The following is a 12,385-nucleotide window of genomic DNA, read 5'->3' on the forward strand; positions in this document are numbered from 1 at the left end:
CGTTGGTTGCCGGCGTGTTCTGACTGCCTTCTCGCTACGTAGGGAAGGTAGTCAGAATGGCCTCGGCAACCAGCAGATCTTCCGGAGTCGTGATTTTCAGATTGCGGTAGTCACCTTCCACCAAGTGAATGGGGTGCAGGTCTTCAACTACGCTGGCGTCATCCGTGAAAGTGGAAAGCTCGGGCAATTGGTAGGCCCGGCGTAGCAACTCAATTTCAAAGCACTGGGGCGTTTGTACTAGCCGCAGCCGTGCCCGGTTTAAGGCGTAGGAGCCTTGCTGACTCAAGTTCCGAACGGAGTCCTTAGGCACCACTGCCGCTACCGCCGTGCCATGGTTGTAGGCCGCCTGGTACGTAGCTTCGATGACGCTAGCTGGGGTAAGTGGCCGGACGCCATCGTGCACGGCTACTACTCCCGCGGGGTGAGCGGCCAGGGCGGCCAGCCCGTTGCGCACGGAAGCCCACCGGGTAGCGCCCCCTGTCACTACCGTATGGGGCAGAGTTATGGCGTACTGCGTGCACAACTGTTGCCAGGCTTCCAACTGATCCGGCGGCAGCACCAGAATGTGTTCCTGCACGCGCAAGGCTGGTTCGGCGAAGCGGCGCAGGGTATGTAACAGCACTGGCTCGCCGGCCAGGGGCAGGAACTGCTTGGGCCGGTCGGCGCCCATGCGCGTGCCGCTACCGCCCGCCACGAGAATAACAAACCGAGAAACCGAGGACGACGCAGCAGCTGACATAAGCAAACGGATTGAAGGGAAAGACGCGGGCAAAAATAAAAGTCCGGCCGTTCTTAAACGGCCGGACTTTCAAGAATATAGGCAGCCTGTTGACGGGCTGAATTGGCTTAGAGAATCAGCATGGCGTCGCCGTAACTGAAAAACTTATACTTCTCCTTAATAGCCAGTTGGTAGGCTTCAATCAGAAGCTCGTGACCAGCAAAGGCTGAAGCCATCATCATCAACGTGCTTTCCGGCGTGTGGAAGTTGGTCAGCAGAGCGTTGGAGATTTTGAACTCGTAGGGAGGGAAAATAAACTTGTCGGTCCAGCCCTCAGTAGGCTTCAGGCGGGCGTGAGCCGACACCGACGATTCCATGGCACGCATGGAGGTAGTACCGATGGCGCATACCCGCTTCTTCGCGTCCAGGGCCCGGTTTACTACCGCTGCGGAGTCGGCCGGCACAATGAAGTTTTCCGAGTCCATTTTGTGCTTGGTCAGGTCCTCCACGTCTACCGGCCGGAACGTGCCCAAACCTACGTGCAGGGTTACTGGCACTACGTCTACTCCTTTGATTTCCAGGCGCTTCATTACCTCGCGCGTGAAGTGCAGGCCGGCCGAAGGGGCGGCCACGGCACCCGTGTGCTTGGCATAAATCGTCTGGTACCGCTCCTTATCAGCGGCCTCAGTTTCGCGGGAAATAAACTCCTTCGGAATGGGAGTTTCGCCCAAATCGTGCAGAGCCTTGTAGAACTCCTCGTCGGAGCCATCAAACAGGAATTTGATAGTACGGCCCCGGGAGGTCGTGTTATCAATCACCTCCGCTACCATATCCGACTCGCCGAAGTAGAGCTTGTTGCCTACCCGAATCTTACGGGCGGGATCTACAAGCACATCCCACAGGTGAATTTCCTTGTTTAGCTCCCGCAGCAGAAACACTTCAATCTGAGCACCAGTCTTTTCCTTGTTACCATAGAGGCGGGCCGGAAATACTTTCGTGTCGTTGACCACGAACACGTCACCGTCGTTGAAATACTCGATGATGTCCTTGAACACGCGGTGCTCAATCTTGCCGCTGTCGCGGTGCAGCACCATCAGGCGCGACTCGTCGCGGTTCTTGGCAGGGTGCTGCGCCAGCAGGCTTTCGGGCAAGTCAAATTTGAACTCAGACAGTTTCATGGGCCAGACAGGGCAGTAGGAGGGTAACCTAGTGTAAAAAATCGAACCGCAAAAGTACGTATTACCGCCGGATTAATCCTTACTTTTCGCCCGAAATCTGCTTATTGCCCCTGCTACGTCCCTCGCTGAACCCCTTCCGCATGAAAGCGCTGCGTTTGACCCTGGAGAGTTTTCGCTTTGCGTGGCAAGCCCTGAAAGCCAACCTCCTCCGTACTATTCTCTCGCTGCTGGGCGTGACGGTAGGCATCTTTGCCATTATTGCCGTATTCACGGTTGTTGATTCCCTGGAAGCCAACGTGCGCCAAAGCATGAGCTTTGTGGGCGACAAGGTGATTTATGTAAATAAGTGGCCCTGGGTGTTTGAGCGAGATTTTGCCTGGTGGAAATACTTCAAGCGGCCGGTACCCACGGTACGCGAGTTTCGGGAGTTGCAGCGCAACCTGGGGCCTAACAACAACGGCATTGCCATCTTCGCCAATACCAGCGGCAACCTGTTTCAGGCGGCTAACAACAGCATGGAAGGCTGCAACCTGCAGGGGTAAGCTTTGATTTTCGTCAGGTATCGGATGTGCCGGTAGTGCAAGGCCGCTATTTCACTTCCCAGGAAATAGACGCCTCCCGCAACGTAGCCATTATTGGGGCCGATATTGCCGAAAACCTGTTCCCAAACGGTTCGGCACTGGGGCAGGAGTTTAAAACCCGTGGCCAAAAGTTTGTGGTGATTGGGGTGATGCAGAAAGAAGGCAAGAAGCTGCTGGACACTCCCAGCAACGACACCAACTGTCTGATTCCCTTCGGGATGTTTACCAAGATGTTTGCCTTGAGCACCAACGGCATGGGCGGCGTATCGCCCACTATTGCCGTGAAGGGCACCGACGAGGACCCCGGCTTGCTGGACCTAGAGTATGAGCTAAAGGGCACCATGCGGAACATCCGGGGGCTAAAACCCGCGACGAGGACAACTTTGCGCTGAACCGCCCCGAAATGCTGGCCAATGCCATTACGCAGCTGTTCTCCGTGATTGGCATTGCCGGAGCGGTTATCGGCTCCTTTGCCATGCTCGTGGGTGGCTTTGGCATTGCCAACATCATGTTCGTGTCCGTGAAGGAGCGCACCAACATCATCGGCATTCAGAAGTCATTGGGGGCCAAAAACTACTTTATCCTGTTTCAGTTTCTGTTTGAGGCCGTGTTTCTGTGCCTGTTAGGCGGAGCCGCCGGTATTTTCCTGGTATGGTTAATTGCTTTCATTCCGCAGGATGCCTTGCCGCTGTTCCTATCCTGGGGCAATATCTCCTTGGGCCTCACCGTGTCGGTGGTAATTGGTGTCCTGGCCGGTATCATTCCGGCCGTGCTGGCTGCTAACCTCGACCCAGTTATTGCCATCCGGGCGAAGTAGGAAAGAAGACGAGAGGGTAAGCAGTAACTCCGCCCTAGGCTTCAGCTACATTATATTCTTAGCGTAATGTTAACAAATTGTTAACTTGCCGGTCGCTACCTTGGGTCGCCCTTCCTTCCGTGAGGGCGGCTTTCTTTTTGCCCTTTTCTTAATTTTTTACCCGGGTGCGGATGATTCCCACCTTGGTCGGCGGCCCGTGGGTCAGCCGGCTATCCGCGCCCATTTCTAGCGTAGCTTGTTATGTCAAAGCTTAAAAAAACCAGTCGCACCAAAGTTGCCGATGAAGTCTTGAACGCCGGCAGCGGCCAAACCATCGTTCAGCCCAACATCAACGATAACAAGGTCAAGACCATCAGTGATATCCGCGAGCAGACCCACGGGGAGCGGACCGTGCAGCTCGACGACGAGCAGCGCATCCGGCGCGCCTTTGTGGATAAGGACTGGAATGAAATCAAGATTGCCGACTCCTGGCAGATCTTTAAAGTAATGGCTGAGTTCGTAGAGGGCTTCGAGAAGATGAGCAAGATTGGGCCCTGCGTGTCCATCTTCGGCTCGGCCCGCACCAAATCCGATAACCCTTACTACCAAATGGCCGAGGAAATTGCGGCCAAGCTGGTGCGCCACGGCTACGGTGTCATTACGGGCGGTGGCCCCGGCATTATGGAAGCCGGTAACAAAGGCGCCCACTCCGAGGGGGGCCGCTCCGTGGGCCTCAACATTGAGCTACCCTTTGAGCAATTCAACAACATCTACATCGACCCCGATAAGATCATCAACTTCGACTACTTCTTCGTGCGGAAGGTGATGTTCGTGAAGTACGCCCAGGGTTTCATTGGCATGCCCGGCGGCTTTGGTACCCTCGACGAGCTATTCGAAGCTATTACCCTGATTCAGACCAAGAAAATCGGCCGTTTCCCCATCGTGCTGGTGGGCACGCGCTACTGGCAGGGCATGTTCGACTGGATTCAGCAGGTGATGCTGGAAGACGAGAAGAACATTTCGCCCGAGGATATGAACCTGGTGCAACTGGTGGATGACGCGGAGTCAGCGGTAAAAATTATTGACGACTTCTACAGCAAATATCTGCTTTCGCCCAACTTCTAAGGCGCTGATAAATACTTGATTGGCCCCTGGCTACCTCCTTTAAGAGGAGAGGTCAGGGGCTTTTCTATGGTTGAGCTTAGAAAAATAGTTAAAGAATCATTGATATATCCAAAAGAGGCGCTGTACATTGGATACAGTTCAAGATAACCATTGAAATATGCACGCAGCCCTACCCCACCTTCAGGAAAAGCAAATCTTTATTGTGCCCCGCTGGGCCGGTGCCCCCACGACGATTGGTACCCCTGGTTGGGGGAGCAGCTGCGTGCCGTAGCCCAGGAAGATGGCCATACCTATAACGTGCACACGCTGGCCATGCCCGCCTGGGACCTGCCGGTTATTGAGCGAGCAGTAGACTATTTGATGACCATACTGCCGCCCGAGAAAGTGGGACCTGACGTGTACTTGGTGGGGCACAGCGTAGGCTGCCTGGCTATTCTGCACTACCTAGCCCGGCTAGCCGAGCAACACCCGGAAGCCAAGCCGGTAGGTGGCGTGCTGTGCGTAGCCGGCTGGTTTTCAGTAGATAGCCCGTGGCAGGATATCCTAAACTGGATGGATGCTCCCATTAATTACGAAGCCGCCCGTCGTCTGATTCCGGAGGACAAGCTCATTGTGTTGCTTTCCGATGATGATCCATACACCTCTGGCTACCAGGATAACGAGCGGCTGTGGGTAGAGCGCCTACGCTCCCGCGTGAGCATTCTGCCGGGCCGCCAGCACTTCAGCGCCCAGCTCGACTTTGACGTGCGCGATGCCGTGCGCGACTTGGCCGGTGCCCTCTCGCCCATGGCCAGTTACTAAGCAGTAATCGGACTTCAGGTCCTATCTTGTGGCGGCGGCTCCTCTCGGGCCGCCGCTTTTTATGAATACACTTCCCGATTTCGACTACCTCATTGCGGGCGGCGGGGCAGCGGGGCTAAGCCTGGCCTACCATATCAGCCAGGAGCCGCGCTTGGCTGGCAAGCGGGTGCTGGTGCTGGAGCCGGCCGCCAAAGATCAAAACGACCGTACCTGGTCGTTTTGGGCTGATGAGCCTTCGCTGTTCGACAGTATTGTTGCCCACGAGTGGGACCGGCTGGCCTTTCGCAGTCCGGGGTTTGAGCGGGTGTTCAATTTGACCCGCCACCGCTACAAGATGATTCGGGGCCTGGACTTCTACCAGTTCGTGCACGCGGCTCTGGATCAGAATTCGCAGTTCACTTGGGTGCAAACCACCGTGGATGCGCTGGAAAACATGCCCCAGGGCGGCGCAAAAGCCAGTACGCCGGTCGGCTCGTTCACGGCCCGTTACGCCTTTGATAGTCGGCCGCCGGAATTGCAGCAGCTCCGGCAACCAGAAAAGCACCGCTACTTGCTTCAGCACTTCGTCGGGTGGGAGGTAGCCACGGACCAGGATGTGTTCGACCCTACCACGGTGGAGTTCATGGATTTTCGGGGCGAGCAGCACCAGGAAGCGCGCTTTATATACGTGCTACCCTCTAGCACCCGTCGGGCCTTAGTGGAGTACACGCTCTTTTCGGCCGAAGTGCTGCCTAAGGAAGCATACGAAACTGAAATCCGGCAGTACCTGCGGCAGCGGTTAGGAGTGCGGGAATTTCAGGTGGAAGCGGAAGAGGTCGGGGCCATTCCCATGACCGACCACCCATTGCCCGCCCGCGCTGGACAGCACATTATCAACCTGGGTACCCGGGCGGGGCGGGCCAAGCCTAGCACGGGCTACGCCTTCAAGCGCATCCAGGCGCACTCAGCCCGGCTGGTTCAGGGTTTGGCTGCTACAGGTCACCCGCCCCAGGACCTGACCGGCGACCGGTGGCAGTTTGGCTTGTTCGACACGCTGCTGCTCGACATAATGCAGCGACAAGGCGAAATCAGCCGCGACATTTTCACGGACCTGTTTCGTCATAATCCGGTAGAGCGCATCTTCGATTTTCTGGACGAGCGAACTTCGCCCTGGGAAAACCTGCAAATCATGAATTCCGTGTCGCCCTGGCCCTTCCTGCGTTCCATCGGGCACGTACTCCGGGGCCGGCCGGGAAAGCGGTGAAGTAATGAACTGGTGAGCTAAATTTCTCAATTACCACTTTACTGCCAAGCTTTCCTCACTTTCCAAGTACTCTCTTGCCTTGCGCACGGTATCTGCTGTTAACGGCTCTAACGTGGGGGTAGGAGCGGAAAGGTTGAGCAGATAGCCGGGCAAGGTGGTTAGGTTGTCGAGGTCGTGGGTGATACAGAGAATGGTTTTGCGCTGCTCCGTGACCCAGGCGTGCAGCAAGTCGAACACCCGACGACGGTAGTACACGTCCAACTGCTGCGTGGGCTCATCAAGTAAGTAGAGGGCCGCATCCTGGAGGCTAAGTTGGGCCAACCAGACCAACTGCTGCTCACCGCCGGAAAGAAGCGTGAAGTCTTGCTGGGCCAGATGAGCCGCCCCCACGCGGGCCAAGGCCGCTTCTGCTAGGGCGTAATCCTGGGTTGAATAAGCGCCCAGAAAACGGTGGTGCCGAAAGCGCCCCATCACCACTAGCTCCCGCACGGGAATGGCAAACTCCACGCTGCCGCGCTGGGGTAGGTGAGCCAGCAGGCCACTAGCCGCCGGCCGCCGAATGGTGCGCAAATCCTGCCCTAGCACCAGGGCCTGGCCCTGGTAGGCCAACTGCCCCGTTAAGGCCCGAAACAGGGTAGTTTTGCCGCAACCGTTGTGGCCTACTACAGCTACAAAGGCGGGTTCAGGTACCGTAAAACACAAATTGCGGAGTAGGACACGCTGTCCATACCCCGCAATTAGGTTGTTTATCAGCAAAGGAGCCAGAGGCTGAGAGCTAGAAACTAAAGTAGGCCGTTCTGCAGATTTGTTCGGCATCAGCTTTATTCCACCTCCAATCTTCTAGCTTCTTTTTTAATACTCGTCTTCGTTGAACATGAAGTCTTCCTTGGTCGGATAGTCCGGCCATACTTCTTCGATGTTCTCGTAGGGCTGACCATCATCCTCCAGAGCCTGCAGGTTTTCTACTACCTCCATCGGGGCACCCGAGCGGATAGAGTAATCAATTAGCTCATCCTTGGTGGCAGGCCAGGGTGCATCTTCCAGGTACGAAGCAAGTTCCAGGGTCCAATACATAGTCGTGTGTGCTACTGAAAAAAAGTGGTCGAAAAGTAAGTTCGCGGCAGCAAAAACCCGGCCGATGGTGGGGGCATGACACCATTACCGGCCCGGGGTTGCACTTTGCTGACGACAACGTAAAATAGGCAGTAAAGTTGGGCTAGCCCGTTACGCGCTGCTGAAACATGGCAATCAGCTCGTTCTTGGTCCGGATTTTCCGCTCAAACGCCCGGATCTTGCCCTGCAGCATGGTACGGAAAGCGTCGTTGCCGGGCGAGTCGTTGAGCTTGCCCAGGTTTTCTTCCAGCACTTCCTGCTCCTGCTTGTCATACTTGATAAAGTCGCGCAGGGCCTGAATCCGCACATTGGCTTGGTCGCGGGGGGAGTTGGCCTCCGGGCCGGCGGGCTGGCGCTTACGTACGTAGTGCTCTAAGGCGCTCATTTCGAACACCTTGTCGCAAGCCAGAATAAACTGCTCCCACACCCTGTCCGATTCCTCGCCGCGCACGGGGCCCACCTTTTTCCAGGCGGCCTGCAGCTCTTTGGCCCGGGCCACGGCCTGCGACATGGGCTGATTGAGTAGCGCCTGGGCCTCGGCTACTAGGGCGCGTTTACGGCTCAGGTTGTCCTCGCCGCCGGTGGAAACGGCCGGCTCCTGGCGTTTGCTTTCAATGTGCACCTTCAGGCGCTCAAAGAAGTGGTTGTGGGCGGCCCGGAAGCGCGTCCACAGGTCGTTGGCCTGCTTGCGGGGTAGGGTGCCCTCAATTTCCTTCCAGGCCTGCTGCAGCTGCTTGAGCTTGCGGGTAGTTTCCTCGAACTCGTTGGAGTTCTGCAGGGCTTCCGACTTGTGAATCAGGTCTTTGTATTGGTCGTACACCCGATTGGTCATGGCCTTCTTCTCGGCCAGGAAGTCCTTCTTGCGAGCAAAGAAAGCGTCCACGGCAGCCTGGAAGCGCACTTCCAGCTCGTCGGTGAGGTGCTTTTCTACCGGGCCGGTTTTAATCCAACCCTGGCGCAGGTCTTTCAGCTTTTCGCTGCCAGCCTGCCAGTCAATGGTATCGTGGAGGGCCTCCGCTTCTTGAATCAGGCTGATTTTGGTGGCCAGATTTTTCTCGCGGTTGCGGTTAATCGTTACTTTAATGGATTCCTCGGCCTCCGTTAGGCGGCGGTAGAGGCTCTCAAAGTCGCCGAGGGCGTCGTAGCTGCCTACCTGCTCTTTGAGGTGCAGGGCCTTCATCAGGAAAGAGCCTTTGTTGTCCGACTCCTCAATTTTCTGGAGCAGGTCTTCTACTTTGGTGCGGAATAAGGTAAAGCGTTGGGCGAAATAAAGCAGCGAAGCATCGGCGGATTCCTTGACCTGGCCCACGTGGCGGGCGGGCAGGTCTAATAGCGGGCGAAGCCACACCTGGTCGCCCTCAATGTAGCCATAACGGCGGGCTTCGGCCAGCAAGTGGTCTTGTTGTTCCATAATCAGATAGCGGGGAGCGAATAGGTGGAAAGGTCGGAATTTAGGCCAAAAGACTGTACAAGTTTACGGGTTGCTGACTAATTCCGCCGCCCGGCCCAGGCTGCGGAATGTTTACGGGAGCTACCTACCTTTGGCACTCCGGTCGGCAACGCACGTGTCACTGGCCGGAACCGAGCGGTAGCAGCTCGCCGGGAGATGCTACGAACGGACAGCCAGCGTGGTTATTACGCGTGAAAATCAACAGGGAGCAGGGTCCTACTGGGCCCGAGCTGCCTATACGGCCCGCTGCCGTATTGTTGCGCAAAATAGAAACCTCTGCTGAACTAGCAAGCAGCTTGGCAAGCGGCCAGCCTCTGCGCTCTTCTCACGGGCTCCGGCCCATCATGATTCCGCCCTACTCTAACTCAACCATGAGCGACCAACCCACTATCATCTTCTCCATGGCGGGGGTAACCAAGGTATACCCTCCCCAGAAGCAGGTTCTTAAGAACATCTACCTCTCGTTTTTCTACGGAGCCAAAATTGGCGTGCTCGGTCTCAACGGCTCGGGTAAATCGTCATTGCTCAAGATTATTGCCGGCGTTGATAAGCAGATTCAGGGCGACGTGGTGTGGTCGCCGGGCTACTCCGTGGGCTACCTGGAGCAGGAGCCCCAGCTTGATGCTACCAAAACCGTACTGGAGGTAGTGCAGGAAGGTACCGCCGAAACGGTAGCCCTGCTCAAGGAATTCGACGAAATCAACGAAGCCTTCGGGGCCGAAGATGCCGACTTTGACAAGCTGCTGGAACGCCAGGGCACCGTGCAGGAGCGCCTCGACCAGCTCGACGCCTGGAACCTAGACAGCAAGCTGGAGCGCGCCATGGACGCCCTGCGCACGCCCCCGGCCGACGCCATCATTGGCAACCTGTCGGGTGGGGAAAAGCGCCGCGTGGCCCTCTGCCGCCTGCTGCTGCAAGAGCCCGACGTGCTGCTCCTGGACGAACCCACCAACCACTTGGATGCCGAAAGCGTGCTGTGGCTGGAGCAGCACTTGCAGCAGTACAAAGGCACCGTCATTGCCGTAACCCACGACCGGTACTTCCTCGACAACGTAGCCGGCTGGATTCTGGAGCTGGACCGCGGTGAAGGCATTCCGTGGAAAGGCAACTATAGCTCGTGGCTGGAGCAGAAAGCGTCGCGCCTGGCCCAGGAAGAGAAAACCGAGAGCAAGCGCCAGAAAACCTTGCAGCGCGAGCTGGAATGGGTGCGTATGGCCCCGAAAGCGCGCCAGGCCAAGAGCAAGGCCCGCCTGGCCGGCTACGACAAAATGGTGAACGAAGACTCCCGCGAGAAGGAGCAGAAGCTGGAACTGTTCATTCCGGACGGGCCGCGCCTGGGTTCCCAAGTGATTGAGGCTGAGGGGCTGACCAAGGCCTTCGGCGACAAGCTGTTGTTTGAGAACCTCTCGTTCAGCCTACCCCAGGGCGGCATCGTGGGCATCATTGGGCCGAACGGCGCGGGCAAAACCACCCTGTTCCGCCTCATCACCGATCAGCTGCAGCCTGATGCGGGCACCTTTGTGGTAGGCCCCACGGTGCAAACCGCCTACGTAGACCAGCAGCACGATACGCTGGAGCCCAACAAAACGGTGTTCGAAACCATTTCGGGCGGTACGGAAACCATGCTGCTGGCCGGCCGGCAGGTAAACTCCCGCGCTTTCGTGAGCAACTTCAACTTCCGCGGCGGCGACCAGGAAAAGAAGGTCGGTAGCCTCTCCGGTGGGGAGCGGAACCGCGTGCACCTGGCCACTACCCTCAAGCAGGGTGCCAACCTGCTCCTGCTCGACGAACCGACCAACGACCTGGACGTGAATGCCATCCGGGCCCTGGAAGACGCCTTGGAGAACTTCGCCGGTTGCGCCGTTATCATCAGCCACGACCGGTGGTTCCTCGACCGCCTCGCTACCCACATTCTGGCCTTTGAGGGCGACTCGCAAGTAGTGTGGTTTGAGGGCAACTTCACTGACTACGAGGAAGCCAAGCGCAAGCGTCTCGGTGACGTGGAGCCCAAGCGCGTGCGCTACCGCAGCCTGGGGTAGGTACCTCTGAAGTTGGTGTATTTCAGCTAAGTGGCGCCGCCGGAAATTCTTCTGGCGGCGCTTTTGCGTTGGGCAAAGTTCTAATGCTGTATTCGGGTAGTTGTTCCTTGCAACGAAATAGAACTAGTCGTTGTATAGCTGAACACTACGTTTTTCTGTACTCTCTCCATGATTGATTATGCCCACCTGTTCGCGCCTCTGGCCGCGCACGATTCCGTGGTCTACTTTTGCTACTGCCCTACCCAGCAGCGGGTGCTATACGTGAGTGAAGCCTATGAACGAGAGCTAGGCGGCCAAGTGGCAGCCGTTAACGAAGAATTACCTGGGTGGCTGGCCCGCCTGCACCCCGACGACCATACCTACCTAACAGAGCAATTGTGCCACGCAGCTACCGGCCAGCTGGTGCAGGATCTGGAGCTGCGGCTACATACTTCCGACAACAAAATGCAGTGGCTCTGCCTGACGGCGGTTGGCTACCTGCCCGAAGGCGGCAACGCAACGGGCGGGATGCTCATTAGTGGCCACCTGCGCGACGTAACGGCTGCCCGTGCCATGGTAGAACTAGCCAACCGCTACCAGGCCAAGAAAAACTCCATGCTCGAAATCCTGTCTCACGACCTGGCCGCGCCCATGGTGCTGGTGCAGCAGATGTCGGGCTACATTAAGGAGAAAGTGGAGGGCCTGCACGATGAGCAACTTAACGTGATGCTGGAGGAAATGCGCCTCATTTGCCAGCAGGGTGTAAACCTGATTCGGGATTTTGTGGATCAGGAGTTTATGGAGTCCAGCCAGGTAGATCTGCACCTGACCCGCATTGATTTAGCGGAGCGCTTACGCATACTGGTTGCAAACTACCAGGAGCGGGAGCAGGCCACGGCCCGGCACTTTTCCTTCGAGACTTCCCACCCGAGCATCTACGCCGAAATAGATGAAAACAAGTTTCTGCAGGCCATCAACAACCTGCTCAGTAACTCGCTGAAGTTCACGCCCGATGGTGGCTTGCTGCGCGTGACGCTACGTCAGCAGCCCACGCGCTTAGTAATTACCGTTACTGATACCGGCATTGGAATTCCCCAGGACGTGCAGCCGGAGCTATTTGAGCGGTTCACGCCGGCCCGCCGGCCGGGCCTGCGCGGGGAGAAGAGCACGGGCCTGGGCATGTCCATCATCAAAACCATTGTTGAGCTGCATCAAGGACGCATTTGGTTTGAAAGCGAGGAGGGTAGAGGCACCACCTTTTTTATAGAGCTACCCCTGTCCGTGGCCGGGTAATCTGCCGCCCGCGCCTTTACAGCCCTAGAACAAAGGCAGCCAACTGCTCTACTAACCTTAAGCCTCATC

Annotated in this window: 10 protein-coding genes and 1 pseudogene; 6 read left to right on the forward strand and 5 right to left on the reverse strand. The window is 57.1% G+C overall.

The window, feature by feature from the left end; genetic code table 11:
* Positions 1-34: 34 nt before the first annotated feature.
* Together MUN84_RS12825 and queA are read right to left on the reverse strand one after the other, a co-directional pair.
* On the reverse strand, positions 35-739 hold the full coding sequence (locus tag MUN84_RS12825) for a 2-C-methyl-D-erythritol 4-phosphate cytidylyltransferase (protein ID WP_244694447.1): 705 nt from the start codon (positions 737-739) through the stop codon (positions 35-37).
* A 107-nt stretch (positions 740-846) separates the two neighbouring features.
* Complete coding sequence (queA, locus tag MUN84_RS12830) at positions 847-1,896, reverse strand: tRNA preQ1(34) S-adenosylmethionine ribosyltransferase-isomerase QueA (protein ID WP_244694448.1); 1,050 nt, start codon at positions 1,894-1,896, stop codon at positions 847-849.
* A 140-nt stretch (positions 1,897-2,036) separates the two neighbouring features.
* Here queA and MUN84_RS12835 point away from each other — a divergent pair.
* The 4 genes and pseudogenes from MUN84_RS12835 (at position 2,037) to MUN84_RS12850 (ending at position 6,442) form a co-directional block, all read left to right on the forward strand.
* Positions 2,037-3,294 (forward strand): annotated as a pseudogene (locus tag MUN84_RS12835) (ABC transporter permease).
* Positions 3,295-3,534: 240 nt separating this feature from the next.
* Positions 3,535-4,398, forward strand: a complete 864-nt coding sequence (locus MUN84_RS12840; protein ID WP_244694449.1) for a TIGR00730 family Rossman fold protein — start codon at positions 3,535-3,537, stop codon at positions 4,396-4,398.
* Positions 4,399-4,644: 246 nt separating this feature from the next.
* Entirely contained in the window at positions 4,645-5,199 is a 555-nt protein-coding gene (locus MUN84_RS12845) for an alpha/beta fold hydrolase (RefSeq protein WP_244694450.1), read from the forward strand.
* Positions 5,200-5,260: 61 nt separating this feature from the next.
* A complete protein-coding gene (locus tag MUN84_RS12850) occupies positions 5,261-6,442 on the forward strand; it encodes a lycopene cyclase family protein (protein ID WP_244694451.1) in 1,182 nt (393 codons plus the stop codon).
* Positions 6,443-6,472: 30 nt separating this feature from the next.
* On the opposite strand, the gene MUN84_RS12855 is transcribed toward MUN84_RS12850, so the two are convergent.
* The 3 genes from MUN84_RS12855 to MUN84_RS12865 all read right to left on the reverse strand — a co-directional run bounded on the left by MUN84_RS12855 (position 6,473) and on the right by MUN84_RS12865 (position 8,966).
* Entirely contained in the window at positions 6,473-7,144 is a 672-nt protein-coding gene (locus tag MUN84_RS12855; protein WP_244694452.1) for an ABC transporter ATP-binding protein, read from the reverse strand.
* Positions 7,145-7,294: 150 nt separating this feature from the next.
* Complete coding sequence (locus MUN84_RS12860) at positions 7,295-7,516, reverse strand: DUF2795 domain-containing protein (RefSeq protein WP_019948259.1); 222 nt, start codon at positions 7,514-7,516, stop codon at positions 7,295-7,297.
* A 142-nt stretch (positions 7,517-7,658) separates the two neighbouring features.
* Positions 7,659-8,966 (reverse strand): DUF349 domain-containing protein, encoded by a 1,308-nt coding sequence (locus MUN84_RS12865; protein ID WP_244694453.1) that lies wholly within the window; start codon positions 8,964-8,966, stop codon positions 7,659-7,661.
* A gap of 410 nt (positions 8,967-9,376) precedes the next feature.
* Here MUN84_RS12865 and ettA point away from each other — a divergent pair, with 410 nt between their 5' ends.
* Both ettA and MUN84_RS12875 read left to right on the forward strand, forming a co-directional pair.
* A complete protein-coding gene (gene ettA / locus MUN84_RS12870; RefSeq protein ID WP_244698871.1) occupies positions 9,377-11,044 on the forward strand; it encodes an energy-dependent translational throttle protein EttA in 1,668 nt (555 codons plus the stop codon).
* A gap of 168 nt (positions 11,045-11,212) precedes the next feature.
* The gene (locus MUN84_RS12875) at positions 11,213-12,316 is read left to right on the forward strand and encodes a PAS domain-containing sensor histidine kinase (protein WP_244694454.1); all 1,104 of its coding nucleotides are present in this window, start codon (positions 11,213-11,215) and stop codon (positions 12,314-12,316) included.
* Positions 12,317-12,385 lie beyond the last annotated feature (69 nt).

This window comes from Hymenobacter sp. 5516J-16, assembly GCF_022919335.1.
GTDB classification, from domain to species: domain Bacteria; phylum Bacteroidota; class Bacteroidia; order Cytophagales; family Hymenobacteraceae; genus Hymenobacter; species Hymenobacter sublimis.

Bases quoted from the DNA above. Each gene is read 5' to 3' on its own strand.
- MUN84_RS12860 (WP_019948259.1), bottom strand. From the start codon at position 7,516: ATGTATTGGACCCTGGAACTTGCTTCGTACCTGGAAGATGCACCCTGG.
- MUN84_RS12840 (WP_244694449.1), top strand. From the start codon at position 3,535: ATGTCAAAGCTTAAAAAAACCAGTCGCACCAAAGTTGCCGATGAAGTC.
- ettA (WP_244698871.1), top strand. From the start codon at position 9,377: ATGAGCGACCAACCCACTATCATCTTCTCCATGGCGGGGGTAACCAAG.
- MUN84_RS12865 (WP_244694453.1), bottom strand. From the start codon at position 8,966: ATGGAACAACAAGACCACTTGCTGGCCGAAGCCCGCCGTTATGGCTAC.
- MUN84_RS12875 (WP_244694454.1), top strand. From the start codon at position 11,213: ATGATTGATTATGCCCACCTGTTCGCGCCTCTGGCCGCGCACGATTCC.
- MUN84_RS12825 (WP_244694447.1), bottom strand. From the start codon at position 739: ATGTCAGCTGCTGCGTCGTCCTCGGTTTCTCGGTTTGTTATTCTCGTG.
- queA (WP_244694448.1), bottom strand. From the start codon at position 1,896: ATGAAACTGTCTGAGTTCAAATTTGACTTGCCCGAAAGCCTGCTGGCG.
- MUN84_RS12850 (WP_244694451.1), top strand. From the start codon at position 5,261: ATGAATACACTTCCCGATTTCGACTACCTCATTGCGGGCGGCGGGGCA.